The following is a 26,420-nucleotide window of genomic DNA, read 5'->3' on the forward strand; positions in this document are numbered from 1 at the left end:
CTCTTAGAGAACCCACGCCCCCGTGATCGCAAGGTCCGGGGGCTTCTTCTTTTCCAAATCACCACACCCATGACGCCACATACAAGCAACTTCAACGGCAACGCGGGCAGACGAATGCGGGCCGACATCAGCGCATCAATACCGGACGACCTTCTACGCGACTTTGCCCGGGAACACCTCGGAGCACAGCGACCGAACACGGGGTACCTCTCCTCCCTGCGAATCGTGCTTGGGAACCAAGCCCATGCCGAGCGTACCGGCCACACCTTGGAAATGAACATCCGCTCCGAAGCGGGTAGCGAAAGAACCATGCGCACGATCATTGACCAGATGAAACACGCAGGAATCACAGAGAGACGGATGGTGTTTCTTGGGCAAGGCCGAAAGCAGGAAGTCCAGTGTTACGTGCCCGCCCCTTTGCCGAGGGTGAGTCTGAACTCGTACCTGCGGGTCGAAGAGGCCCGGCTTGAGGCAGGAAGACGCTGCGCCGCGCTGGCCTCCTCCGTGCCCGATGTCATCGAACTGGGGGACATACCGTTCTGAGATCCGCGTTAACGTCACAGATATAGGGATACACCAGCACGACGAGCCGGAAGGTGAACCTTTCGTCACATCAACACCAAGCCCCGCAATGGGTACGACACCAGGGCTCAGGGATGTCTGAGGGTGCATCGCCATCTGGGATGAACCAAGGTAAGGCACCCTGATGAACGATGCACCCAGCGACATCGGAAGGCCACCAACTGAGCCACCCCAAGGCCATCTCAGGGAAGGCCAGTTGCACACCTTCCGGGGCACCTTAAGTGGCTGGGTCTTCATTGGCTCAGACCATGAGCCCCATTCCCTTGTGGTCGATCAAGCCAGCGCCCCTGGCCTGGAATTGCGTGTGATTGACCGCAACGGGGAACCTTGGTTTGTCGCCAAGGATGTGTGTAAGTCGCTGGGCCTGGAAGGCTACGCTGCCCACCACATCAAAAATCTGGATTCCGACGAAGTACACACCATGTCTAAGTCTGAGGACATTGATAACAGACATGCCGCCGCCTTTGACTTCAGGGCTTCATGCTTCGGGCTCCCTCATCGCCACCATGGCGAGCCACTTCGACTTCACGGCCAGGAACTGCGCATTGCCATAGCCATCGCCTTGGTCACTGGAGGCGTGTCCGCAGATGCCATCGTTGATCCACTTGGGGCACTCAACATCACGGAGGCGGTCTTTCATTGTGTGCCGCAGTTCGTGTATCACCCTGTCGATCCCCTGCCCCTTAAGCCACTTCACCAAGGCACCTGAAGCAGCCGTGGCACGGCACCCCGTGGAGTCGGTATATCTGGGGAAGGCAAACACCTGCCCTTCCTTGGCCGTCGCCATCACACGCTTTGCGGCCCACAGCGCGGCACCCTGAATGGGCACCGTGCGGGCAATGTCTGTTTTCACAGAGCGCCAGGGGTGAGGTTGGATGTGGATGTGGGGTACGGGGTCGTTCAACTGGATGTCAGACAGCGCCAGCCCGACCACCTCGGCTAGGCGAGCCCCCGTGTCCAACAGCATAGCGACCACCCAGCGCATGTCGTCGTCACGCTCACGGCAGGCCAACCACAGTGCCTTCAACTGGGCCGGGGTGAAAGGTTGCCGTTGCTCCGCGTCTTGCCCCGCGCCTTGGATGGTCAGACGCTCCCAAGGATTGTGCAGGCCGTGAGCCTTCTCATGTGCATAGGCACTCCAGACAGCCCGGAACGAGTTCACACGGCGCTTGACCGTCGTGGTCTTGTTCCCGCCCTCCAGTGTCTTAGAGACGAACAAGCGAGCGTCCGCCCGAGTGAATGCCTTCACGTCCTTGTCACCACAGACGGCGACCAGGGATGCGAATGCACGGCGGGCGTAGGTCTCAAACTTCTCATTGCCCTTGCGTGGGTTGGTCTCCAGGTAGACCTCCAGGGCATCCGTGATGGTGTCGTGTTGGGCCCCATGCAAGAGCCTTCCGGCCATCAACTCAGTGGGGGTCAGAAACTCATCATCCCCGGCACTGCGGTACACCTCTTCATCACCAGCGGCATACGACGCCCGCTTGCCATCGATGAAGCTGTGCAGCAGTTCAATGGCCTGCGGATGGTTGTCAGGTGATCCAGGCTCAAGCCCCCAGGCCTTGAGGAAGTCCCTAGCGTGGGCCTTCAGGGCATCAGGGGAGGACTCAGGCGCAGCCCGTAGGCCAGCCCATTCCGCTTCGTACTTGCGGTTCAGCTTGTCCACCATGCGGGCCACCTTGATGGGGTCCGTGGTGCCAAGGTTCACCTTGATGTTGGGGCCGGGATAACGGGAGCGGAGGTCGGTGGGCACTGCACGTTGATAAAACGTTGTTGTGCCGCGACTGAAAACGTACTTGATCTTCACAGACAAGGGGCCGAGGGTGATGCGCATGGACAGAACTACCACAGTTCTACCACGGATCACCCTGCCCTCAACCCCGAAAGTCCTTACGAATCAAGGACTTGGGGAAATCTAATGGTGCCGGAGAAAGGAATCGAACCCTCGACCTTCTCATTACGAATGAGCTGCTCTACCGACTGAGCTACACCGGCTTTCAAGCCCAAAATTCTAGCACGGGATTTCGGGCCTGCTTCAAACAGATCGCGTCAGATCACTTGGCTTCGTGGTGATAAGCCGTCACGCGCTCGACCTCGTTCTTCGAACCCAGCACCACGCTCACGCGCTCGTGCAGGCCGGAGGGCTTCAGGTCGAGGATGCGCTGCAGGCCATTGGTCGCGGCGCCGCCGGCCTGCTCCACCAGGAAGCTCATGGGGTTGGCTTCGTACATCAGACGCAACTTGCCCGGCTTGCCCGGCTCACGCTTGTCCCAGGGGTACATGAACACGCCGCCGCGGGTCAGGATGCGGTGCACGTCGGCCACCATGGAGGCGATCCAGCGCATGTTGAAGTCCTTGCCGCGCACGCCTTCCTTGCCTTCCAGGCACTCGCCGATGTAGCGCTTCACGGGCTCGGCCCAGTGGCGCATGTTCGACATGTTGATGGCGAATTCCTTCGTGTCTTCGGGGATCTGGACCTTGTCCTGCGTCAGCACGAAAGAGCCCTGTTCGCGGTCCAGGGTGAACATCACAACGCCCTGCCCCACGGTCAGCACCAGGGTGGTCTGGGGGCCGTAGACGCAGTAGCCGGCGCAGACCTGGTCGGTGCCTGGCTGCAGGAAGCTGTCGTTGGTGACCTCGCCGCCCTTGTGGCGCAGCACCGAGAAGATGGTGCCGATGCTGACGTTGACATCGATGTTGCTGGAGCCGTCGAGCGGGTCGAACAGCAGCAGGTATTCGCCCTGGGGGTAATGCAGGGGCACGGCGTGCATGTCGTCCATCTCTTCGGAGGCCATGCCGGCGAGGTGACCGCCCCACTCGTTGGCCTCGATCAGCACCTCGTTGGCGATGATGTCGAGCTTCTTCTGGACTTCGCCCTGCACGTTTTCGCTGCCGGCGGTGCCGAGCACGTCACCGAGGGCGCCCTTGTTGACGCTGATGGCGATGCGCTTGCACGCACGGGCCACGACTTCGATGAGCAGGCGAAGTTGCGGCGGCAGCTGGGCGTCACCGCGTTGCTGTTCGATCAGGTACTGCGTGAGGCTGATGGGTTTGGACATGATGGGAGGGGAGTTGATGCGAATTGGCGGAACGGGGCGGGCTCAATCCTGCAGCGCGCGCGTGACGATTTCGCGCACGTCGTCAGAGAGCTCCTGGCGCGATGCCACACGGCTGATGGCCTCGCGGGCCGCTGTGCGGTAGGGCTCGGCCAGGCGGCGCCAGTGATCCAGCGCCCGGGCCAGGCGGGCGGCCAGCTGCGGGTTGATGCCGTCGATCTCGATGACGCGGTCGGCCCAGAACACGTAGCCCGCCGCATCGGTGCGATGGAAAGCGGCCGGGTTCATCTGGCACAGGGCCATGAGCAGGCTGCGGGCCCGGTTGGGGGTGCGCAGGGTGAAGTCGGGGTGCAGCATGAGCTGCTTGGCGCGTGCAAAAACCTTGCCGTCCTTCTCGGGGGCCAGGGCCTGCAGGCTGAACCACTTGTCGATGACCAGGGCCTCGTTCTTGAACAGGGCATGGAAACGGTCCAGCGCCTGCTGGGCCAGGTCGGCATGGCCGTTGACCAGGGCCTGCAGGGCACCCAGGCGGTCGGTCATGTTGGTGGCGTCCTTGAAGCGCTGCAGGGCCTTGCCGGTCCAGACCGGGTTGTGGCGGGTGGCGGCGTCCAGCACCAGCATGCTCAGGGCGAGGTTGGCCAGGGCACGGCGGCCGGTGCTCACGGCGTCCGGCGAGTAGGCGCCGTTGTCGTGGTGGGCCTCGTAAGCCCAGACCCAGTCTTCGTGCAGCGCCTGCGCCAGTTGCAGCTTGAGGCTTTCGCGGGCGGTGTGGATGCGCTGGGGGTCGACCACGTCCAGCTGCTCGGCCACATAGGCCTCGCTCGGCAGGGTCAGCACCAGCTCCTTGAAGGCGGCGTCGAGTTCGGGGTGGCGCAGCACGCCGCGCAGGGCCTGCACGAAGTGGGCGTCCAGCTCAACGTGACCATTGCCTTGCACCGCATGGATCAGGCGGCGCAGGGCCAGCTTCTGGGCAGCTTCCCAGCGGTTGAAGGGGTCGAGGTCGTGGCTGAGCAGGGTGAAGAGCGCGTCGTCGCTCAACTCGGCTTCCAGCACCACCGGGGCCGAGAAGCCGCGCAGCAGCGAGGGCACGGGCTCGACCGGCACGTGCACGAAGGTGAAGGTCTGCGTGTACTCGGTCAGCACCAGCACGGTGTCGTGGCCCAGCGGGTTGAGCTGGCCTTCGAGGTGCAGGTTGATGTGGCGGCCGTCCATGCCCACCAGGCCCATGGCCACGGGGATCACGTAGGCGTACTTGCTCGGCTGGCCCGGCGTGGGCAAGCTGTGCTGGCTCAGCGTGAGGGTGTAGGTCTGGGCCGCGGCGTCGTACTGTCCCTGGGCGGTGACGCGGGGCGTGCCCGCCTGGGCGTACCAGTTCTTGAACTGGTAGAGCTTGGCGAAGAGGTCGGACTGCGGGTTGGCATCGGCAATGGCCTGGGCGAAGTCGTCGCAGGTCACGGCCTGGCCGTCGTGGCGATCGAAGTAGAGCTTCATGCCGGCGGCAAAACCCGCCTCGCCCACCAGGGTGTGCATCATGCGCACCACTTCGGCCCCCTTTTCATACACGGTGGCCGTGTAGAAGTTGTCGATGGCCATGTAGCTGTCAGGGCGCACCGGGTGGGCCATGGGGCCGGCGTCTTCCGGGAACTGCATCTGGCGCAGGGTGCGCACGTCTTCGATGCGCTTCACGGCCCGGGCGCTCTTGCTGCCGGCCATGTCCTGGCTGAACTGCTGGTCGCGGAAAACGGTGAGGCCTTCCTTGAGCGAGAGCTGGAACCAGTCGCGGCAGGTGACGCGGTTGCCCGTCCAGTTGTGGAAGTACTCGTGGGCGACCACGCTTTCCACGTTGCCGAAGTCGACATCGGTGGCGGTGGCGGGGCTGGCCAGCACGAACTTCGTGTTGAAGATGTTCAGGCCCTTGTTCTCCATGGCGCCCATGTTGAAGTCGCTCACGGCGACGATCATGAAGCGCTCGAGGTCCAGGCTGAGGCCGAACTTGGCCTCGTCCCACGCGATGGACGCGATCAGCGAATTCATCGCGTGCTCGGTCTTGTCCAGGTCACCGGCGCGCACATAGATCTGCAGCAGGTGGTCCTTGCCGGCACGGGTGCGGATGCGCTGCTCGCGGCGCACCAGGTCAGCGGCGACCAGGGCGAACAGGTAGCAGGGCTTGGGGTGCGGGTCTTCCCAGACGGCGTAGTGCTTGCCGCCGTCGAGCTTGCCCTCTTCGATCAGGTTGCCGTTGGAGAGCAGCGCGGGGTATTTGCGCTGGTCGGCCTTCAGGGTCACCTTGTAGGTGGCCATGACGTCAGGGCGATCGAGGAAGTAGGTGATGCGGCGAAAGCCCAGGGCCTCGCACTGCGTGAAGAAGCCGCCACTGCTGGTGTAGAGGCCCGAGAGCTGGGTGTTCTTCTCGGGCGCACAGGTGGTGCGGATCTCGAGGTGGAAAGGCACCTGCGGCAGGTTTTCCAGCACCAACTGGCCGGCATCGGTGCGGAAGGAGACGGGTTCACCGTCCACCAGCACGCGCAGCAGGTTGATGTCTTCGCCGTCCAGGCGCAGGGGGGCGCCCGGCTGCTCCGGGTTGGGCGACACGGTCATCTTGTTGATGACCAGGGTCTTGGCCGGGTCGAGATCGAAGGTCAGGTCGACCGTCTTGATCCAGAAAGCCGGGGCCGCGTAGTCCTCGCGGCGGATCAGCAAAGCATTGCCTTCACGCATGACAGTCCTTCAGGCAGGTAGAGGGTTCGAGGCGGGTCAGATGCCCTGTTTGAGGCTGGCCTCGATGAACGCGTCGAGGTCGCCGTCCAGCACCTTCTGGGTGGCGGAGATTTCGACGTTGGTGCGCAGGTCCTTGATGCGGCTGTTGTCCAGCACATAGGAGCGGATCTGGTGGCCCCAGCCCACGTCCGTCTTGCTGTCTTCGAGCTTCTGTTGTTCTTCCTGGCGCTTGCGCAGCTCGTGGTCGTACAGGCGCGAGCGCAGGCGTTTCCAGGCCACGTCGCGGTTGCTGTGTTGCGAGCGACCGTCCTGGCACTGCACCACGATGCCCGTGGGGATGTGGGTCAGGCGCACGGCCGAGTCGGTCTTGTTGATGTGCTGACCGCCCGCACCCGAAGCGCGGAAGGTGTCGGTGCGCACGTCGGCCGGGTTGATCTCGATCTCGATGGAGTCGTCGATCTCGGGGTAGACGAACACGGACGCGAACGACGTGTGGCGACCACCGGAGGAGTCGAACGGCGACTTGCGAACCAGGCGGTGCACGCCGGTTTCGGTGCGCAGCAGGCCGAAGGCGTATTCGCCTTCCACCTTGATGGTGGCGCTCTTGATGCCTGCGGTGTCGCCGTCGGTGATGTCTTCAACCGTGGCGGTGAAGCCCTTGCGCTCGGCGTAGCGGATGTACTGGCGCAGCAGCATGCTGGCCCAGTCGCAGGCCTCGGTGCCACCGGCGCCTGCCTGGATGTCGACGAAGGCAGGCAGCGGGTCGGCCGGGTTGTTGAACATGCGGCGGAACTCGAGCTCGCCCACGCGGGCGGCCTGCGCTTCCACGTCGGCCTGGATGGCGGCAATGCCATCGAAGTCGCCATCTGCCTTGGACATCTCGTACAGCTCGGCGTTGTCAGACAGGCCGGATTCGAGCTCGGCGATGGTCACGACCACGTTTTCCAGCGACTTCTTCTCTTTGCCCAGTTCCTGGGCGCGCTTGGGGTCGTTCCAGACGGCGGGATCTTCGAGTTCGGCGTTGACTTCGCTCAGGCGGCGGGATTTTTCATCCCAGTCAAAGATACCTCCGAAGCTCAGCGGTGCGCTGAGTCAGGTCGGCGATCTGGGTGCCCAGGGCGTTGACGATTTCGATGTCCATGGTGTCTTCTTCTTGAAATGGGGTGGGCTGCGCGCGGCGCGGCATAACGTTTCATTTTCTCACGCTCTGCTGCACTGCGGCGTCACTGTGGCGCGGGGTCGGGCATCAAAAAATCGGCCAGCAGGGCAGCGAGGGCCTCGGGCTGGTCGTGGTGGAGCATGTGCGCAGCCTGGGCGATGACCTCGCGGCGCACGCTGGGCACCCGCGCCAGCCGCCCGGCGAACTCGGCCGGGGTGTAGCTGCCCTTGAAAAAGCGGTAGGCCGGGGTCTGGTCGCCCTCGACAAACAGCACGGGAGCGGCGATGCGGGCCCAGCAGGCCAGCACCTCTTCGACGCGGTAGATGTGCGGTCCGGCGCGCTTGTGGGCCGGATCGGCCTTGATCACCCAGCGGCCATCCTGTTCATGGGCCCACTGGCGGGCCAGCCAAAGGGCAAAAGGCTCGCGCAGCAAGGGGTTGGTCTGGCGCAGGCGGGCGGCGACGGCCTCGGCGCTGGGGTAGTCCTTCAGCGCGGCAGGGGCCTGCAGGGCGTCCAGCCATGCGGCCAGGCGATCGGGGGCTTCATCCGGCGTGTTGGCGGGCATGCCGAAGCCTTCGAGGTTGACCAGGCGGCGGATGCGCTCGGGCCGCAATCCGGCATACAACATCACGATGTTGCCGCCCATGCTGTGGCCCACCAGGTCGATGGGATGCGCGGGGGAAAGCTGGGCGATCAGGGCGTCGAGGTCGGCCAGGTAGTCCACGTAGGCGTAGTCGGACTGGGGGCCGGTCGCCAGGTAGGTGTCGCCAAAACCACGCCAGTCCAGGGCCACGATGGGCCGTTCGGACCAGCCGGGCTGCTGCCTCAGGGCATCGACGAGGAACTGGAAGGAGGCGCCCACGTCCATCCAGCCATGAGCCAGGATGGTCAGCGGCGCATGTGCCGAGGCCCGCGACACATCGCCCCAGACGCGCAGGCGCAGGGTCTGGCCACGCACGGCAAGGGCCTGCAAACGGGCCTCGGTGGCCGGCTGGTACGAAATGGTTTCACTCATGAGGACTGCGGCGAGAACGTGACAACATGAAACAGATGGCCCGCGCACCACTGCCAGAGGGGGTAGCGGGTTGACCCGGAGCATGGAATCATCGCCCAAGACGGCGTTTTTCACCTAAGCTGTCAGGCAGCCCGCCCCTCTCCCCAAGGCATCCAAGCTGTCCAGAACCAGCCTTCTTGTGAGCACGGTCGTTCCATCCCTCCTCGCCAAGCCAGCGGCCACAGGCCCGCACACCCCTGCATTGGGGCGGTTCAGGCCCCTTGCCGTCTCGGTGGCCACGCTGGCGGCCGTGAGCATGGGCATGATCACCTGGTCGCACATGGGCTGGCACGACCTGCAGCAGCGCGCCCACGCCTTCGACACCCTCCTGCCCGGCAGCCAGAGCCTGGCCCGCGAAAGCGTGTGGCTGGCCGAGCAGCGCCTGACCGAGCCCGAGGGCCCGAGCGACGATCTGATCATGGCGCCGCTGCAACAGGCACAAGACAGCGCACGCAGCCTGCGCGACAGCGCACCCGAGTCGATGCGCCCGGCCCTGGGCGCGCTGGTCACTGCCCTGGCGCGCACCCAGACCGCGGTGCAGGAGCGGCTGAAGACCCCGGGCCGGCACGACCCCGCCTGGGTGCGCCAGGTGGTGGCCGACGTCAACCAGGCCGCCGCCGAGGCCTCGCTCGCCTGGACCCAGGAACTGCAGAACGAAACCCTCGCCCAGCACCGACTGGACAAGGTCAACGTGGCCCTGGTCGGCGGCATGACGCTCCTGCTGCTGGGCCTGATCCGGGGCGCCTACCGCCGCCGGGAGCAGGCCGCCGAAGCCCTTCAGGACCGCGATGCCGAGTTGCGCGCCTTCGCCGAAGTGCTGCCCGACCTGGCCTTCCGCATGGACGAGCAGGGCCGCTTCCTGGCCGTCTACGGCAGCAACCTGCCGCTGCTGGGGCGCCCGCCGGAGTCGCTGCTCGGCCAGTCGCTGGCGGTGCTCTTCCCGGCCGACATGGCCACCCGCTTCACCGATGTGCTGCAGCGTGCGCTGCTCAGTCGGCAGACGCAGTCGATGAGCTTCTCGGTGCGCATTGGTGGCGCACCCCGCCACTTCGACAGCCGCTGCGCCCCCGTGGGCCAGACCGAGGAGGTCGTCTGGATGATCTGGGACATCAGCGCCCACCGCCAGACCGAAAAGACCCTGCGCCACAAGACCCGGCTTTACGACTTCCTCAGCCACGTCAACCAGGCCATCGTGCACTCGACCGACGCGGCCGCCCTGCTCACCCAGGTCTGCGAGGTGGCGCTGGAACACGGGCAGTTCAAGAAGGCGTGGGTGGTCATGCGCGACGAGGTCGATCCCCTGAGCCTGCGTTGCACGACCGTGGCCGGCGAGGTGCCACCGAGGCGCGCCTCCCTCGATTTCAGCCTGCCCGCCGACGTCGGCACCGACACCCCGCTGGAAGCCGCCTTGCGCCTGGGCCACACCTACTGCAGCAGCCAGCTCGGCGGGCTGGGCCGCCGCCCCGACTGGGCCGACCAGGCCATTGCCGAAGGGCTGCCAGGCTGCGTGACCGTTCCCCTGTTCGAGAACGAGACCCTGCTGGGCCACCTGATCCTGTTGGGCCGCCGGGTGAACGACCAGGCGGCCGACCTGGTCGAGCTGTTCAACGACGTCTCCAAAGACCTGTCCTTCGCGCTGACCAACCTGCACCGCGAGTCGCTGCGCGACCTGGCCGAAGAACGCATCCGCCTGCATGCCGCGGCGTTGGAGAGCACGCAGGACGGCATGATGGTGCTGGACCGCGAACGGCGGCTGGTCTCGGTCAACCCGGCCTTTTCGCGCATCACGGGCTACAGCGAGGCCGAGGTGATCGGCCTCACGCCCGAATTCCTGCTGCCCGAGGCGCCGTCCGACACCCTCGCAGATGTCCGCAACGGGCTCTCCCAGCAAGGCAGCTGGCAAGGCGAAGTCTGGTTCCAGCGCAAGGGTGGCGACCTGTTCATGACCCAGCTCTCCGTGAGTGCCGTGCGCAGCCAACGCGGTCGCCCAACGCATTTCGTGAGCGTCTTCACCGACATCACCCAGCTCAAGCAGACCGAAGAGCGCCTGGCCCGCATGGCGCACTACGACACCCTGACCGAGCTGCCCAACCGGGCCATGATCCACCAGCGTCTGGCGCACGCCGTGAACCTGGCCCAGCGCCACCGCACCCTGGTGGGCGTGGTCTTCATCGACCTCGACAACTTCAAGACCGTCAACGACGGACTGGGCCACGCTGCTGGCGACAGCCTGCTCAGGCAGGTCGCCACCCGCCTGCGCGAGCGCGTGCGCCAGGAAGACACCCTGGGCCGCCTGGGGGGCGACGAGTTCATCCTCGTGCTGGAACACCTGCGCCACCCGCAGCAGGCCGCCCACGTGGCCGCCGCCATCCTCGACACCCTGAACCGCCCCTTCACGCTCGATGGCGGGGAACAGGTCTACGTGCGCGCCTCCATCGGCATCAGCATGTTCCCCGACGATGGCCTGGACGCCGGCGAGCTGATCCGCAACGCCGACACGGCCATGTACGAGTCCAAGCGTCGTGGCCGCAACAGCTTCAACTTCTACACCGCGGCCTTCACCTCCGACGCGACCACGCGCCTGCAGCTGGAAACCCGCCTGCGCCGCGCGGTGGAACATGGCGAATTCGAGCTGCATTACCAGCCCATGGTGCGCCTGAGCGACCGCCACATCACCGCCGTCGAGGCCCTGGTGCGCCTGCGCAACCCGGCCGGCAGCGAGAGCTTCATGCCGCCGGTGAGCCCGCAGCAGTTCATCCCGGTCATGGAAGACACCGGCATGATCGTGGCGCTCAGCGAATGGGTGCTCACCGAAGCCTGCCGCCAGGGCCGCGCCTGGCTGGATGCGGGGCTCGACTTCGGGCGCCTCTCGGTCAACCTCTCGCCCAGCGAGATCCGCCGCGGCGGCGTGGTGGAACGGGTCTCGCGCATCCTGGCCGAAACCGGCCTGCCCGCCAACCGCCTGGAGCTGGAAATCACCGAGAGCGGCCTGATGGAGACCGGCAGCGGCGCCGAGCAGTTCCTGCATCAGCTGCATGGCCTGGGCGTGACGCTCTCGATCGACGACTTCGGCACCGGCTACTCCTCGCTGGCCTACCTGAAGCGCTTCCCGGTGCACCAGCTCAAGATCGACCGCAGCTTCATCCAGGACCTGCCCGGCAACGACAACGACGGCCAGCTGGTCAGCACCATGATCGCCATGGCGCGTGGGCTGCGGCTGACGGTCGTGGCCGAGGGCGTGGAAATGCCCGACCAGGAGGCCTTCCTCACCAGCCGGGGCTGCGACCTGGCTCAGGGCTACCTCTACAGCCGGCCGCTGCAGGCCCAGGGCCTGACGAAGCTGCTGGAGGACCTGAGCCCGGTGATGCCGACACCGTCGGCCGCGTCGCCACGCTCGGCAGACTCGGCCCTGCCCGACGCCTCGCCCGACACCCTTGCAGGCGAACTCATCGGCGAAAATAGCACGACCGTTCAATAATCAGGGCTTCAGCCTTCCTGGACGCCCCGATGAACCCCTTGTTCCCCTCCGAAGCCCCCTCCTCTGCCCAGGCCGTGCCGCTGGGCGACGTGCTCGCCGGCCGCCAGGCCGAGGGCAGCACCGTGCGCTTTGCCATCACGCCCGACTGGGGTCAGGGCCGCACCAGCTTTGGCGGCGCACTCTCGGCACTGGCTACCCAGGCCATGCGCGACGTCTGCGGTGGCGACTGGCCCCTGCGCGCCCTGCAGACCAACTTCGTGGGCCCGGTCGTGCCAGGCCTGCTCGACATCGAGGTGACCCTGCTGCGCCAAGGCAAGAACGTGCGCCAGGTGCAGGCCCGCCTCACCCAAACCGATGCCCAGGGCGACACCCAGGTCACCGGCGTGCTGCTGGGCGTGTTCGGCAGCGGGCGGGATTCCAGCCTGCCCGTGCTGACGCCCCGGCAACCGCCTGTGGCCAAAGGGCCCGCAGACAGCCTGCAGATGCCCTTCATCCCCGGGCTGACACCGGATTTCACCCAGCACGTCGACTTCCGCTTTGCCGAAGGCGGCCTGCCCTTCACCGGCGCAGCCGAATGGCACAGCGTGACCCACGTGCGCCTGAAAAACGTCAGCGGGGTCGACAGCGAACTGCAGGCCATCCTGCTCACCGATGCGGGCCCAACCCCGGCCCTGGCCCAGCTCCGCGGCTTTGCCCCCGCCTCGTCGGTGTCCTGGGCCCTGGAACTGCGCCCCTTGAACGAGCCCGTGGCCGACGGCTTCTGGCGCATGGACAAAGAGGCCCTCGCCACCGGCGAAGGCTATGTGAACGAACGCACCAGCCTGTGGACACCCGGAGGCCAGCTGGCCGCCCTGGGCTACCAGGTGGTCACCGTGTATGCCTGATCAGCCTGACGCCCCTGCCGCCCCCACCGACGCCCTGCCCGCAACCCAGCCTCTGGCCAGACCCGCCTCGAAAACCGAGCTGTTCACCGCCTTCTCCCTGCTGGCCCTGCAAGGCTTTGGCGGCGTGCTGGCGGTGACGCAGCGCGAGCTGTGCGAAAAACGCCGCTGGGTCAGCCCGGCCGATTTCGTGCAGATGCTGGGCAATGCCCAGATCCTGCCCGGCCCCAATGTGTGCAACCTCTCGCTCATGGTGGGCGACCGCTTTTTTGGCTGGCGCGGGGCGCTGGTGGCGCTCGCCGGCATGGTGACCGCACCGCTGGTGCTGGTGATCGGCGTGGCCTGGCTGCTGAGCGTGACCGTGGGCGAAGGCGCAGCCCAACAGGCCTTGCGCGGGGCACTGGGCGGGATCGCCGCCGTGGCCGCAGGCCAGATCGTGGGCACGGTGCTCAAGCTGGCCGCCCCCTTGCGCGAGCATGTGCTCGGCCTTGGCGTGGTCGTGCCCCTGGTCGCCGCCGCCTTCCTGTTGATGACAGTGCTGCACTGGCCCCTGCTGTGGGTGCTGGCAGGACTGGGCGGCACGGCCTGCGGCCTGGCGTGGTACCTCCTGGGCAAGCCGGGGCCCACGGCATGACGCCGCTGATGTGGGCCCCCGAGGCCTGGCTGACCCTGTTCTGGGAGTTCATCAAGCTCTCGCTGATGTGCATTGGCGGGGCGGTGTCTCTGTTGCCTGAAATGCACCACCGCCTGGTCAACGAAACCCACCTGCTGAGCGAGGCCGACTTCACGGCGGCCGTGGCCCTGGCCCAGGCGTCGCCTGGCCCCAATGTGATGTTCGTGGCCCTGATGGGCTGGTACAGCGCCGGCCTGGGCGGTGCGCTCAGCAGCCTCTTTGGCGTGATGCTGCCCTCGACCACGCTGGCCCTGTCGGTGTCACGCTGGGTGGAAACCCACCGCGAGCGCCGTGGGGTGCAGGCTTTCCAGGCCGGCATGATGCCCGTGACCGTGGGGCTGCTGCTGGCCACCGGCTGGCTGCTGTCACCGTCGTGGCAGGCACCGCGGGCGCTGGTGCTCAGCGTCATCGTCGCCCTGCTGGTGTGGCGCACCAAGGTGCCGCTGATCTGGCTGGTGGGCACCGGCGCCCTGCTCGGCGGTCTGGGCCTGTTGTGAACCTCGCCATGAAAGAAAAACCCACACCATGAACGCCGACACCACCCCGCTGAACATCGTCCATCGCCCCGAGATCGGCCGCTTCGAGGCCCATGTGGAGGGGCTGCGCTGCGAGGTCGACTACCTGCTCGATGGCCGCACGGTGCGGATGACGCACACCGGCGTGCCGGCTGCGCTGGAGGGACGTGGCATCGCAGCACAGCTGGTGAAAGCGGCGCTCACCTGGGCGCGCAGCGAGCAGCTGAAGGTGGTGCCGCTGTGCAGCTATGTGCAGGTCTACCTGCGCCGCCACCCGGAGTGGCAGGACCTGGCCGCCTGAGCCACCCGCCTGGGGCGCAGGTCAGCGGCCGCCATGGCGGCCCGCCGCGCCGATGACCGCCCAGATCGCCTCGGCCATGCGCCGGGCTGCGCCCTGGTGTGCCTGGGCAAAGGCCTGGGCGCGCCGCTGTGCGGCCTGGGTCGCTTGCGCCGAGGCCTCGCAGGCTGCGCGCGCGCACTGCACACCCGCCGCCCAGTCCGGCACGCGGGTGGCCGCACCCGCCGCCTCGCTCAGGCGGGCGGCCTCGTCAAAATTGAAGGTGGAAGGGCCCATGACGATGGGGCAGCCGCAGGCCGCCGCCTCGATCAGGTTCTGTCCACCGAGGGGCGCGAAACTGCCGCCCAGCAGGGCGACGCGGGCCGCCGCATAGTAGGCCGGCATTTCGCCCATGCTGTCACCCAGCCAGACGTCGGCCTGCAGCGCCGCGGCATCGGGCTGGCCACCCGGCCACGCACTGCGACGCGACAGGCTCAGGCCCGCCTGCGCGACCATGGCGGCCACCTCGTCAAAACGCTGGGGGTGGCGCGGCACGATGAAGAGTCGCGGGCGAGCCGAACGCGATGCCTGCGCATCCTGCCCTGGCTGGGCCGCACTGGCCGCCACCCAGGCCGCCAGCAAGCCAGGCTCCTCGCCCTCGCGCGTGCTGGCCGCCAGCACCAGGGGCCGTGCGTCTGCAGCGCCCCACTGCCGACCGAGGGCGATCGCGGCGGGGTCGGGGCTCATGTCGAACTTCACATTGCCCGCCACCTCAACCGGCTCGGCGCCCATCAGGCGAAGGCGACGGGCGTCGTCCTCCGTCTGCGCCAGGGTGAGCGACAGCGCCCGCGCCGCCGGCTGCAGCAAAGCGGCCAGACGCTGCCCTTGCCTGAGGCTCTTGTCGCTCAGGCGGGCGTTGGCCAGCACCACGGGCACACCCGCCTTGCGGCATGCGTGCAGCAGCACAGGCCAGACCTCGGTCTCCATCAGCACCCCGCCCACAGGCCGGTGCACACGCAAAAAACGGCGCACCGCACCCGGGGTGTCATAGGGGAGCCAGGTATGGATGTCGCCGGGCTGCAGCAAGGCTCGGCCGGCTTCGCGCCCCGTGGCCGTGGTGTGGGTGAGCAGCAGGCGCATGCCCGGCTGCGCGGCGCGCAGGGCCTGGACCAGGGGCGCAGCGGCCTTGGTTTCACCCAGCGAGACGGCATGCAGCCACAACAAGGGCCGCACCGCTCCGTCTTTCGCGGCATTCAGGTCGATGGCCTGACGGTGGGGCGCACCATACAAGCCCAGGCGCTGCGGCCAAGCCAGGCGGTAATCGGGCTCGTCACGGCCACGCGACCACACGCGCCAAAGGTAAGCTGGCGTCGCCAGGCGCAGGACAAGGCCGTAAGCCTGCCTTGCCAGCCAGCCCTTCACCGGGCCGCTCAAAACAGAAGGCCCCACAGCCGTGGGGCCTGTCGCACCAGAACCAGCGCCATCAGTGGGCCGAGGCACCCACGTGCGCGTCCGGCTTGACGGCCAGCAGCTGCGACATGAAGTGCGTCTGGATGCGCTCCAGCGCCTCGGGCGTCTGGCCTTCGAAGCGCAGCACCAGCACCGGGGTGGTGTTGGACGCACGCATCAGGCCGAAACCATCGGGATAGTCGGCACGCAGGCCGTCGATGGTGGTCAGCTCGGCGCCGTCAAACGTGGCCGTCTGGCGCAGCTTCTCGATGACGGCATGGTGCTCGCCTTCGGCGCAGGCCACGTTCAGTTCGGGCGTGCTGAAGCTGGTGGGCAGGGCGTTGAGCACGGCGCTCGGGTCGGACACCTTGCTGACGATCTCCAGCAGGCGACCGGCGGTGTAGGTCGCGTCGTCGAAGCCATACCAGCGCTCGCCGAAGAAGATGTGGCCGCTCATTTCGCCAGCAAAAGGCGAGTTCATTTCCTTGAGCTTGGCCTTGACCAGGGAATGGCCGGTCTTGTACATCACGGGCACGCCGCCGGCGGCACGGATGGCCACGGCCAGGCGCTGGCTGCACTTCACGTCGAAAATGATGGGCGCACCCGGCACGCGAGAGAGGATGTCCTGCGCGAACAGCATGATCTGGCGGTCCGGGAAGATGTTGTGGCCTTCGCGGGTGACGACACCCAGGCGGTCGCCGTCGCCGTCAAAGGCCAGGCCCAGCTCGGCACCGTGCTCCTTCACGGCCTTGATCAGGTCCTGCAGGTTCTCCGGCTTGGAGGGATCAGGGTGGTGGTTGGGGAAATCGCCATCGACCTCGGAGTACAGCTCGATCACTTCGCAACCCAGGGCGCGCAGGATGCCAGGGGCCGAAGCACCGGGGATGCCGTTGCCGGAGTCGACCACGACCTTCATGGGGCGGGCCAGCTTCACGTCGCCCACGATGCGCTGGGTGTACTCGGGCAGCACATTGAGCTCGGTCAGTTCGCCTTCGCCCTGGGCGTAATCTTCGGTTTCGATGCGCTGGCGCAGACCCTGGATGTCGTCGCCGTAGATGGCGCGGCCGGCCAGCACCATCTTGAAGCCGTTGTAGTCCTTGGGGTTGTGGCTGCCGGTCACCTGGATGCCGCTGTGGCAGCCCAGTTCACCGCGGGTGGCGGCCACGTAGTACAGCATGGGGGTGGTGACCGCACCGATGTCGATCACGTTGATGCCCGTGGAGCGCAGGCCCTTGATCAGGGCGGCGACCAGCGAAGGGCCCGAGAGACGACCGTCACGACCGATGGCCACGGCCTTTTCGCCCAGCTTCAGGGCCTCGGTGCCGAAGGCACGGCCCAGGTGCTCGGCCACGGCTTCGTTCAAGGTCGAGGGCACGATGCCCCGGATGTCGTAGGCCTTGAAGATGGAAGCGGTGACTTGCATGGTGATCCTTTGCTGACTTGAATGATGCGAAACGAATGCCCCATTTTAGGGACTGGCTGGTGACAGAACCGCAAAAGCTGCGCCAAGCCGTCACGTCGCCCCCACGAATCAAGGTGTCGCCCCCGAACAAGGCCGGGACTCGCCCGGGCCTTAGGATGGCGCACCATGCCCTTGCGCGACACCCTCACCATGTTCTTCCTGGCGGCCCTGTGGGGCGGCTCCTTCCTTTTTCTGCGGCACGCCTCGCCCATCCTCGGGCCGGTGCCCCTGGCGGGCTTTCGCACGGCCGGGGCGGCACTGACCCTGATCCCCCTGGTGATCTGGCACCGGCAAGGCCAGGCCCTGAAGGGGCAGTGGGGCGCGCTGGCCATCGCGGCGTTGCTCTCCACCGTGCTGCCCTTCCTGGGGCTGAGCCAGGCGGCACGCAGCCTGCCCGCCGGGTTGTTGTCCATCCTCAACGCCACCACGCCGCTGTGGGGGGCGCTGGTGGGCTGGTACTGGTCGGGTGAGGCCCTGGGGCGCCAGCGCGTGGCCGGACTGCTGATGGGCTTTGTGGGCGTGGCCTTGCTGGCCGCCGACAAGGGCAACCTGGGCGCAGGCAGCCTCGGTGCCATGGGCATGGCCCTGGGCGCCACGCTGATGTATGCCATTGCCGTGCACTTCAACAAACACCACCTGCGTGGCCTGCCACCCGTGGCCGTGAGCGCCGGCACGCTGGCCATGTCGGGCCTGATGCTGCTGGGGCCCGCCTTCTGGCTGGGCCCCCTGCAGGTGCCCGACACCGCAGCGCCCCTGGGCACCCTGGGTGTGTGGGGCGCGGTGCCGCACTCGGTGTGGCTGGCGCTGGCTGCGTTCGCCCTGCCCTGCACGGCCCTGGCCTACCTGCTGTTTTACCGCCTGGTTGAGCGCATCGGGCCCACGCGCTCGCTCTCGGTCACCTTCCTCATCCCCATCTTCGGCATGCTCTGGGGCGCGCTGTTCCTGGGCGAGCGGGTCAGCCCGGTGATGCTGGCCAGCACGGCGGTGATCGTGCTGGGCACGGTGCTGTCCAACCGGGGCAGCGCCCCACCGGCCCCCACGCAAGAGGCCAGCGCACCGCGCACCATCGTCTGAGCGCCACCCCGGCCCTGCAGGCTTCCTCCTGCTCTTGTCGCATTTGTCGCCATCGCGACAGGGTTGACACCGAGGCACAAGCGCCAAGTCCTTGATTTGCCTCAATACACCGGCTGGCACAAGACTCGCAGAAGCGTGTGCAGGGCCTGCGTGGTCTGACGAGTCGAGTCCCTGACCTGCCACAACGCAGCGCCCGCGAACACGAGGTGAGGCTGGCGCGCCCGCGTCGGCCCACCGCCTTCGGTCAGTGGGTTGCCTTGCGGGAGTCGAACATGCTGGATGTGGCCATTGTGGGTGGGGGCTTGTGTGGTCTGGCTTTGGCGCACAGCGTCCAGGCAGCCGGCGGCCTGGCGTGGCAACTGTTTGAGGCCCGGCCGCGGCTGGGTGGGCGACTGCACACCGCCCATGCGGAAGACGGCACGCCGCTCGACCTGGGCGCCACCTGGTTCTGGCCGCACAACCAGCCCGCCATCACCAGGCTGGTGAAGGACCTGGGCCTGCACAGCATCGAACAGGTCGACGACGGCCGCGTGTTGCACCTGTCCGATCCGAACCGAGCCCCCGAGGCCGTGGCGCTCACGCCCCAGCTCTCGCCCGCCCCCGATGCCTCCTGGCCGGCCACACCCGGCGCCGTGCATGGTGGCGCGCGCCGCGTGGTGGGCGGCGCAGGTGCCATCGTGGCCTCGCTGGCCCATCCGCTGCCCGCGGCCCGCCTCTGTCTGGGCCACAGCCTGGTCGCCCTGACCGACCATGGCGACCACGTCGCCCTGCAGCTGCAACAGGGCGAGCAGACCCACCTTGTGCTGGCACGCCGGGTGGTGCTGGCCCTGCCACCTCGGGTGCTGGCGCAAACGGTGCGCTTCAGCCCCGAACTGCCCGAGGCCGTGCTGCAGGCCATGCGCAGCACGCCAACCTGGATGGCGACGGCCGCCAAGGCCGCCTTCGCCTACCGCCGGGCCTTCTGGCAGGACAAGGGCCACACCGGCAATGCCTGGGTGAGCCACCAGCAGGCCATGCTGGCCGAGGTGTTCGACGCCTGCGGCCCCACGGAAGGACCGCTGCGGTACCCGGGGGCGGCCCTGGCCGGCTTCGCCGCCCTGGGTGCCTCGCAACGCGAACAGTTCGCCCGCGGCCGCGACATCCTGCTGGAAAGCCAGATCGTGCAACTGTTTGGCGCCGAGGCCATGGACCCGGCCATGCAGATGGGCCACCATTGGCAGGACTGGGCCACCGAGGCCGAAACCTGCACCCCGCTGGACATCGCCGAAGAAGGACAAGGCCCCATGGGCCACCCACAGTACGGCGACCCGCTGCTGACCGATGGCCACTGGGACGGTCGCCTTTGGTTCGGGGGCAGCGAAACGGCCCGCCAGGGCGGCGGCTACATGGAAGGCGCCCTGAGCGCCGCGGGCCGCCTGCGCAAGCAGGTGCTCAGCGCCAGCGCTGCCGCGGCCCGCCCCCGCGAGGCCGCCAACGAATCCCGCATCGACCTGCAGAACGCCCAGCACCTCGAACGTTTCGCCGCCTGGGTGCAGGCCGAGCGCGGCCATGCCCTGCAACGCTACCGCGAGCGCCTGCACCAGGCCCTGAGCCGCCAGGACGACGCCCAGCTGACCCAAAAGGCGGTGCTGGGCACGCTCGAATCCCTCTATGAAGACGCCCTGGACCAGCTCGGCACCCTGCCCCTGTCCACCAGCCACCTGCCGGTCGAGCAAGGGCGACACGGCCTCACGCCCAGGGTGCTGGCGCCCTTCAAGGGCATGATCGAGGAACTGCTGGCCGAGGTCGTGAAGTTCAACAACACCTCCTGTGCGCTGTCGAACTTTCCCTTCGAGCACCGGCCCAGCCGCGACTACCTGCAGACCATCCGGCTTGACATCGCCGCGACCTGGCAGGCCTTTGCCATGGCCGTGAACGCCCGACTGCTGGGCAAGCTGCCCGAGCGCGAAGCGACGCTGGAGCCCCAAGCATGAAGCTCCACCTCGACCGCCCCGACGTGCTGGCCCTGGCCAGCGAGTTCCCAGAACTGAACGGCCTGAACGACAAGCTCAAGTTCGGCCACCGCATCGAGTTGCGATCGCGCACCTTGCCGGTCGAGGCGCTCGAATTCCTGGCACGGCTGTACGAGGATGCGGGGCAGGCCCTCGCTGGCCGGGCCGCGCAGTTGCGGGGCCTGGTGGCTGCCTTGCGTTGCGAGCAGCCTCGCTTTCAGCAAGGCGATTCGCTGGAAGGGGTGCTGCCCGCCCTGGTGCGCTACCTCGCCGATGGCACCTCGCGCGGCTGGCTATTTGCCGCCAACGCCGATGGCAAGCCCCTGGCCTGGGTGCCCACGCGCATCGACTACGTGGTGGGCTCATCTGAAGAGCTGGGCAAGGTCATGGTCGAGCTCAAGGCCAACGCCCGCGCCAACCTGATCTCGCAGACCCTGCGCATCACCGAAGGCGACCTGCCCAAGCAGAGCATTGCCGAGATCCTGGCGGCCAAGGGCTTTCTGCGCGAAACCCCCGAACTGCTGGCCGCCTACGACGCCTCGGCCGGGCGCTACTTCGAATGGCGCGGCCGCTACGGCACGCAGTTCGCCGGATCCGGCACGGCCTTCCTGGCCGAGGACCCCACCGCCACGCACCGGGATGTGGACTGGACGCGCAAGGACCAGGTCATCCTCAACGCCAGCGGCAGCCAGGCTCGCCTGGTCAACGACGAAGGCATCCTGCCCCCGCGTGGCACCGGCCTGGAGTCCCCCGGCGACATCCTGGCGCCCTACCTGCGCAAAGCCGGCAAAAGCAGCGACTACGACTTCGAAGACGAGGTCAAGGCCCTCAACGAGAGCCTGCCGGCCCACCTGTTCAAGGCGCTGCCCGTGCACGCCTACCTCTTCCTCTTCCACCTCGAGCTGCACCAGCACCTCTGGGTGCACGCCGACGACATCGCGCCGTACGTCTACCAGCCGGGCCTGAAAGACAAGCTGGTGCTGCCTGCCGAACAGACCGAGCTGATCGACATCCTCACCGCCGAGATGGACGTGCTGCAGGACGATGTGGTGGCCGGCAAAGGTGGCGGCACCACCGTGTTGTGCGCCGGGCCACCGGGCGTGGGCAAGACGCTCACGGCCGAGGTCTACGCCGAGGTCACGGGGCGACCGCTCTACCGTGTGCACTCCGGCCAGCTGGGCCTGAGCGTGGCCGCCATGGAGTCGGCCCTGAAGGAAGCCCTGACCCGCGCACAGCGCTGGGGGGCCGTCATGCTGATCGACGAGGCCGATGTCTACATCCGCAAACGCAGCGACGACATCCAGGCCAATGCCGTGGTGGGCGTGTTCCTGCGCGTGCTGGAGTACTTCGACGGCCTGCTCTTCCTCACGACCAACCGGATCGACGACATCGACGAAGCCATCGTCTCGCGCTGCATCGCCCTGATCCGTTACCACGCCCCCGACCTGGCCGCGCGCACCCGCATCTGGGGCGTGATGGCCGAACAGTTCGGCCTGAAGCTGGACACCGAAATGGTCTCGCAACTGGCCCAGCGCTACCCGGACGCCAGTGGGCGAGACATCAAGGGCCTGGCCAAGCTGGTGGCCAAGTTCTGCCAGCACAAGCAGCTCGAACCCACCCTCGCCGTGTTCGCACGCTGCGCCATGTTCCGCGCCCTCGACCCGCAAGAAGCCAGCGTCTAGCCCCCCCACTCGTCAACAGGAGCCCCTCATGCCCAAGCCCGTGCCCGCCCTCGGTTACCTCTGCCTCAGCGAGAACCCTACGGCCGAGGCCGGTCGGGCCCTGGTGCGCCAGTTCGTGCTGGTACGCGAAGCCGAGCGAATGGGCTACGACGACATCTGGCTGGGTGAACAGCACTTCGATGGTCACTGGCCCCATGGCGGCGCCATCGCCTTGCTGGGACAGCTGGCGGCCGTGACCAGCAAGTCGCGCATCGGCTCGATGGCCCTGCTGCCCGCCATGCGCGATGCCCTGCAGCTGGCCGAAGACGTGGCCACGCTGGACCTCATGTCCAAGGGGCGTTTTCAATTCGGGGTGGCCAGTGGCAGCGCATTCAGCAAGACACTGGCCGCCCGTGGCCTGAGCCCTGCCCAGGCCCGCGAAGGCCTGCACCGCACACTGGATCAGGTGATGAGCCTGCTGGGTGGTGCGCCCCTGCCCGGCACCGTGGCCGACGATGGCCTGAGCCTGGTACCACGACCGGCCCAGGCCCAGGTGCCCGTGTGGGTGGCCTGTGACGACGATGCCGGCATCGAGCGCGCCGCCACACAAGGCTGGGGCCTGATGGCCGCCGCCACGCACACCCCTGCGCGCGTGCGCAGCGCGGTGGAGCGCTACACCCGCGCCAGCGGTGGCCGCGAACCCGAGCTGGTGCTGGCCCGCTTTGCCTGCACGGCCGCCACACGCGAAGAGGCCCTGGCCATCGCGCGCCCCTACTTCGAATCGTTCGTGCCACGTGCGCAGGCCCAGGGCTGGGGCGCCGACCCGAAGCGCTCATTGGCCCGCGATGTCGAGGCCCTGCTGGCCGAATCGCTGGTGGGGCAGCACACCGAGGTGGCGGCACAGTTCCGAGCCATGGCAGACCGCTACGGCGCCACCCGCATTGCCATCTTGCCCACCAGCGCGCAGTTCGACACCCACAAGCACATCCTGGCCGACTTCGTCGACGAGGTGCGCCCCATGCTGGAAGACGACTGAACCCGGGGCCGCAGCCCCCTGATCAGAAGTTCTCGGCCTGCAGGCGCCGGGCCCGCTTGAGCAGCGCATCGCCAGCCTGCGGCACACCCTGATCCGGCTCCAGCACCAGGGCATCGAAGGCCAGCACCAGCACCGCGGCGATCACCATGGCGCTCATCTCCTCTCGGGCGTCGCCACCCCACTTGAGGCGCATGAGGTCTGTGCGGGCCCCTTGCTCGGCTCGCAGGGCCGAGGCCACATCGGGCAAGGCGGCCTCGCGTTCCCAAGTGAGGTAGACGCCCGCGTCTTCGCCCTCCAGGGTGCAGGGCAGATAGCCTTGGTGTGCGAAAGGCGCATAGGCATCGTCCAGCACCAGCTTGAAGCCTTGCGCCCGGATGGCGGCTTGCAAGGTGGGGCAATCCGGCATGCGATCGGGGGCAAGGTAGGCGTGCAGGGTGCGGGCCATGATCTGGGTCCTTCAAAAGACAAGAGGCGGCGAACAAAAAGCAGCGTCAGCCCATCCAGCCTATCGCCCCCCTTCCTCGCTGTCATCGCACGCGCCTTAGCCTGAGCCCCTCGCTCGGAATCGCTGCGATTTCCCCGCCCAGCGCCATGTCGCGGCATGATGGCCCATGCGCCCAGACCCCCTCAAGCACTACGCCCGCAGCCGAGCCTGGTGCGAATGGGACGGCTTCTCCCAATGGGCCGAGCATGCGGCTGCCGCCCTGCTCTCCGCCGATGCGCCGGCCCTGCCCCCATTTCACCTGTTGTCGCTGCCCGGCATCACGCCCGCCCAGCAACAGGCAGCCGCCACACGCTGGATGGCCGATCGCATCGAGGCCAACGCCGAGGTCGATGCCGCCGTGCAGGCGGGCTTCGTCGACGCACCACAGGTCGAAAGCCGACGTTCGGACAAGGCGCTGTCACCCGGCGAGCGACCTCGCATCCGCCTGGCCTACCTGTCGTGCGACTTCCACCAGCACGCCACCGCCCTGCTGATGATCGAGATGCTGGAGGCCCACGACCCCACGCAGTTCGAGCTCCACGCCTACAGCTATGGCGCCGACGACGGCCGCGGCATGCGCCAGCGCCTGAGTGCCCGCTTCGACCACTTCACCGACATCCAGTCCCTCAGCGATGCCGAGGCCGCGCAACGCATCCATGCCGATGGCATCGACATCCTCGTCGACCTCAAGGGCTACACCGCCCGCACCCGCACCATGGTGCTGACCCACCGCCCGGCCCCCTTGCAGGTCAATTTCCTGGGCTATCCCGGCACACTGGGCGGACAGGTGTGCGACTACCTCATCAGCGACCGCTTCATCACCCCCGAACTCAGCGCCGCCGATTACAGCGAAGCCCTGGCCTGCCTGCCTCACAGCTACCAGCCACACGGGCGCCAGCACACCCACCTGCCCGCCCCCAGCCGTGCGACGCTGGGCCTGCCGGAAGACGGGCTGGTGCTGTGCTGCTTCAACCAGAGCTACAAGTTCACCCCTGAGGTCTTCGGCATCTGGTGCCTGCTGCTGGAGGCCGCGCCGCAGAGCGTGCTGTGGTTGCTGGCCAACCCGCAGACCGAAGGCAACCTGCGCCAGGAGGCCCTGCAGCGCGGCATCGCCCCCCACCGCCTGGTCTTTGCACCCGATGCCCCGCAAGAGGCCCACCTGGCCCGCCTTCAGCAGGCCGATCTGGTGCTCGACACCGCGCCCTACAACGCCCACACCACCGCCAGCGACGCACTCTGGGCCGGTGTGCCCGTGCTGACCTGGGCGGGCGACACCTTTGCCTCCCGCGTGGCGGGCAGCCTGCTGCACGCCGTGGGCCTGCCGGAACTGGTCACCCACAGCCTGGGCGACTACGCCGAACTGGCCCTCTCCCTGGTCGAAACCCCGGAACGGCTGCAGACCTTGCGAGACAAACTCGCCGCCTCACGCCTGCAGGCCCCCCTGTTCGATGTGGCCGGCTACACGCGCGACATCGAGGCCCTGTTCACCGCCATGTGGGCGCGCCACGCCGCAGGCCTCCCACCGGCAGCACTGGGCGCACGCGATGTGGACCGCCACACTCAACGGTAACCCTCCTCCGCCAACACCTGCCTGACCACCGGCCGCGCACGGGTGCGCTGGTACAGCGCCGCACACCGTGGCGGCAAGGGCAGGCCGATCTTGTCGGCCCAGAAGCTCACGTAGAACAGGGCCGCATCCGCAATCGAAAAGAACGCCCCGCCCACCCAATCGGTCTCGGGCAGGCCCGCCTCGATCAACTCCAGGCCCTGCGTCACCAGCGCACGCCCTTGCGCTTCGATGGCCACCTGCCATGTGGCCCGCTCGGCATCGGTCAGGCCTTCAGGCAGGTAGGCCTCGGTCGTGAAGATCCGCGTGTAGCCCTGTCCATGCACCTGGCTCACCACGTGATCCATCACCGCCACGCACTGTGCCGCGGCCACCGGGTCTTCGGGCAAAAGACGGGCCTTGGGGTGGGCTCGGGCCAGCCACCAGGCTATGGACTGGAACGAGGTCAGCGCCCGCCCATCCGTCATCACCAGCGTCGGGATCGTGCCCTTGGGGTTCACGGCCAGATAGGCCGGCTGCCGGTGCTCACCGGCCGGCAGGTTCAGCACCGTGACCTGAAAGGGCAACGCCAGTTGCTCCAGCAGGATGTGGATGCCGGTGGAGCAGGAGCCCGGCGTCATGTAGAAGTGCAGCGTCATGGTGACGACCTTGCAAGATGCATGACAGCCCGGCAAGGCCCTTGCTAACCAAGGCTCCAGGGCCTGAATGTGGCCCGAGCGTGTCGGCTTTGAAGGACTCGGCACAAACGCGCCCACACCCCCTTACGCCAGCCCACACCATGCCCAGCACCGACCTGCTCAGCCAAGACGACCTGCAACGCTGGCGCGCCTGCCCCCGCGCCCATTGGCTGCACCAGCATCCGCAGGCCAGGGCCCACGCCACACACTGTCAGGCCCTGCCCGACGAAGCCGATGCGCTCCTGCTCGACCAGGGCCCGGGCGCCGAACAGGCCTTGCGTGCCAGCTACCCCGAAGCCCGGCTCATCCCCACACCCCACACCGACGCCGAGTGGGACGCGGCCATCGCCCGCACCCAGGCCGAGCTCGCCCAGGGCTGGCTGCTCGGCCCCCAGGCACAGGAAGCCGGGCGCGCCCTCATCGGCGCCTGCCTGCACAGCAAAGAGGGCGTGCGCGTGCGCATCGACGTGGTGGCCGCCGGCCGCCTGGGTCTGCGCCTGTTCAAGCTGAAGTACGCCACCGTCGGCGACGAGGCGGACGTCGACACCGTCGCCCTGTGGACCCATGTGGTGCTTCGCGGCGGCTGGCGCGTGCAGGGCACAGGCCTGCTGCTCATCGACGCCGAC

Annotated in this window: 21 protein-coding genes, 1 tRNA gene and 1 pseudogene; 13 read left to right on the forward strand and 10 right to left on the reverse strand. The window is 67.5% G+C overall.

Annotated elements, in window-relative coordinates:
- On the forward strand, window positions 1-543 hold a 543-nt coding region (locus QZ994_RS08285), incomplete at its 5' end, for a hypothetical protein (RefSeq protein ID WP_290870834.1).
- Between the two features lie 163 nt (window positions 544-706).
- Window positions 707-1,009: pseudogene (locus tag QZ994_RS20010) on the forward strand (BRO family protein); the annotation flags it as partial.
- A gap of 51 nt (window positions 1,010-1,060) precedes the next feature.
- Here QZ994_RS20010 and QZ994_RS08290 read toward each other — a convergent pair.
- From QZ994_RS08290 to QZ994_RS08315, 6 genes are all read right to left on the reverse strand, one after another.
- Window positions 1,061-2,416, reverse strand: a complete 1,356-nt coding sequence (locus QZ994_RS08290; protein WP_290870836.1) for a tyrosine-type recombinase/integrase — start codon at window positions 2,414-2,416, stop codon at window positions 1,061-1,063.
- 85 nt (window positions 2,417-2,501) lie between these two features.
- A tRNA-Thr gene (locus QZ994_RS08295) sits at window positions 2,502-2,577 on the reverse strand.
- Window positions 2,578-2,636: 59 nt separating this feature from the next.
- Window positions 2,637-3,641, reverse strand: a complete 1,005-nt coding sequence (locus tag QZ994_RS08300; protein WP_290870838.1) for a class 1 fructose-bisphosphatase — start codon at window positions 3,639-3,641, stop codon at window positions 2,637-2,639.
- A 42-nt stretch (window positions 3,642-3,683) separates the two neighbouring features.
- Entirely contained in the window at window positions 3,684-6,356 is a 2,673-nt protein-coding gene (pepN, locus tag QZ994_RS08305) for an aminopeptidase N (protein ID WP_290870840.1), read from the reverse strand.
- A gap of 36 nt (window positions 6,357-6,392) precedes the next feature.
- Window positions 6,393-7,497, reverse strand: a protein-coding gene (gene prfB, locus QZ994_RS08310) for a peptide chain release factor 2 (protein ID WP_290870842.1) whose coding sequence is annotated in 2 segments (ribosomal slippage) — window positions 6,393-7,415 and window positions 7,417-7,497 — 1,104 coding nt in all. Because the reading frame shifts where the segments join, the coding sequence is not laid out codon by codon here.
- A gap of 82 nt (window positions 7,498-7,579) precedes the next feature.
- A complete protein-coding gene (locus tag QZ994_RS08315; RefSeq protein WP_290870844.1) occupies window positions 7,580-8,530 on the reverse strand; it encodes an alpha/beta fold hydrolase in 951 nt (316 codons plus the stop codon).
- Window positions 8,531-8,708: 178 nt separating this feature from the next.
- Between QZ994_RS08315 and QZ994_RS08320 the strand changes: the two genes are divergently transcribed.
- Genes QZ994_RS08320 through QZ994_RS08340 form a run of 5 tightly spaced genes read left to right on the forward strand, consistent with a single transcriptional unit; the run spans window position 8,709 to window position 14,417 of the window.
- On the forward strand, window positions 8,709-12,047 hold the full coding sequence (locus QZ994_RS08320; protein WP_290870846.1) for an EAL domain-containing protein: 3,339 nt from the start codon (window positions 8,709-8,711) through the stop codon (window positions 12,045-12,047).
- A 29-nt stretch (window positions 12,048-12,076) separates the two neighbouring features.
- Entirely contained in the window at window positions 12,077-12,931 is an 855-nt protein-coding gene (locus tag QZ994_RS08325) for a thioesterase family protein (RefSeq protein WP_290870848.1), read from the forward strand.
- Entirely contained in the window at window positions 12,924-13,562 is a 639-nt protein-coding gene (locus tag QZ994_RS08330) for a chromate transporter (RefSeq protein WP_290870850.1), read from the forward strand. The genes QZ994_RS08325 and QZ994_RS08330 overlap by 8 nt, the downstream gene beginning before the upstream one ends.
- Window positions 13,559-14,098, forward strand: coding sequence for a chromate transporter (locus QZ994_RS08335; RefSeq protein ID WP_290870853.1), 540 nt, complete (start codon window positions 13,559-13,561; stop codon window positions 14,096-14,098). Before QZ994_RS08330 ends, QZ994_RS08335 begins: the two co-directional genes overlap by 4 nt.
- Window positions 14,099-14,126: 28 nt before the next feature.
- On the forward strand, window positions 14,127-14,417 hold the full coding sequence (locus QZ994_RS08340; protein ID WP_290870855.1) for a GNAT family N-acetyltransferase: 291 nt from the start codon (window positions 14,127-14,129) through the stop codon (window positions 14,415-14,417).
- A gap of 21 nt (window positions 14,418-14,438) precedes the next feature.
- On the opposite strand, the gene QZ994_RS08345 is transcribed toward QZ994_RS08340, so the two are convergent.
- Both QZ994_RS08345 and QZ994_RS08350 read right to left on the reverse strand, forming a co-directional pair.
- A complete protein-coding gene (locus QZ994_RS08345) occupies window positions 14,439-15,815 on the reverse strand; it encodes a 3-deoxy-D-manno-octulosonic acid transferase (RefSeq protein ID WP_290870857.1) in 1,377 nt (458 codons plus the stop codon).
- Window positions 15,816-15,876: 61 nt separating this feature from the next.
- Entirely contained in the window at window positions 15,877-17,265 is a 1,389-nt protein-coding gene (locus QZ994_RS08350; protein WP_290870859.1) for a phosphomannomutase/phosphoglucomutase, read from the reverse strand.
- Window positions 17,266-17,430: 165 nt separating this feature from the next.
- Here QZ994_RS08350 and QZ994_RS08355 point away from each other — a divergent pair, with 165 nt between their 5' ends.
- The 4 genes from QZ994_RS08355 to QZ994_RS08370 all read left to right on the forward strand — a co-directional run bounded on the left by QZ994_RS08355 (window position 17,431) and on the right by QZ994_RS08370 (window position 23,066).
- A complete protein-coding gene (locus QZ994_RS08355) occupies window positions 17,431-18,378 on the forward strand; it encodes a DMT family transporter (protein ID WP_290870861.1) in 948 nt (315 codons plus the stop codon).
- A 272-nt stretch (window positions 18,379-18,650) separates the two neighbouring features.
- Window positions 18,651-20,351 carry an FAD-dependent oxidoreductase gene (locus QZ994_RS08360; RefSeq protein WP_290870863.1) on the forward strand — a complete coding sequence of 567 codons (1,701 nt, stop codon included), beginning with the start codon at window positions 18,651-18,653 and terminating at the stop codon, window positions 20,349-20,351.
- Window positions 20,348-22,051 carry an ATP-binding protein gene (locus QZ994_RS08365; RefSeq protein WP_290870865.1) on the forward strand — a complete coding sequence of 568 codons (1,704 nt, stop codon included), beginning with the start codon at window positions 20,348-20,350 and terminating at the stop codon, window positions 22,049-22,051. The genes QZ994_RS08360 and QZ994_RS08365 overlap by 4 nt, the downstream gene beginning before the upstream one ends.
- Before the next feature lie 28 nt (window positions 22,052-22,079).
- Complete coding sequence (locus tag QZ994_RS08370; protein ID WP_290870866.1) at window positions 22,080-23,066, forward strand: LLM class flavin-dependent oxidoreductase; 987 nt, start codon at window positions 22,080-22,082, stop codon at window positions 23,064-23,066.
- Between the two features lie 22 nt (window positions 23,067-23,088).
- Here the strand turns inward: QZ994_RS08370 and QZ994_RS08375 are convergent, their stop codons facing one another.
- Window positions 23,089-23,511, reverse strand: coding sequence for a hypothetical protein (locus QZ994_RS08375; protein ID WP_290870869.1), 423 nt, complete (start codon window positions 23,509-23,511; stop codon window positions 23,089-23,091).
- Window positions 23,512-23,677: 166 nt separating this feature from the next.
- Between QZ994_RS08375 and QZ994_RS08380 the strand changes: the two genes are divergently transcribed.
- Window positions 23,678-25,120, forward strand: a complete 1,443-nt coding sequence (locus QZ994_RS08380; RefSeq protein ID WP_290870871.1) for a UDP-N-acetylglucosamine-peptide N-acetylglucosaminyltransferase — start codon at window positions 23,678-23,680, stop codon at window positions 25,118-25,120.
- Here QZ994_RS08380 and QZ994_RS08385 read toward each other — a convergent pair.
- Window positions 25,111-25,755 carry a glutathione S-transferase N-terminal domain-containing protein gene (locus QZ994_RS08385; protein ID WP_290870873.1) on the reverse strand — a complete coding sequence of 215 codons (645 nt, stop codon included), beginning with the start codon at window positions 25,753-25,755 and terminating at the stop codon, window positions 25,111-25,113. The genes QZ994_RS08380 and QZ994_RS08385 overlap by 10 nt on opposite strands.
- 140 nt (window positions 25,756-25,895) lie before the next feature.
- Here QZ994_RS08385 and QZ994_RS08390 point away from each other — a divergent pair.
- Window positions 25,896-26,420, forward strand: a 525-nt coding sequence (locus tag QZ994_RS08390; protein ID WP_290870875.1) for a hypothetical protein, incomplete at its 3' end; no start/stop codon positions are given.

The organism is Aquabacterium sp. (assembly GCF_021768455.1).
Lineage (GTDB): Bacteria > Pseudomonadota > Gammaproteobacteria > Burkholderiales > Burkholderiaceae_C > Aquabacterium.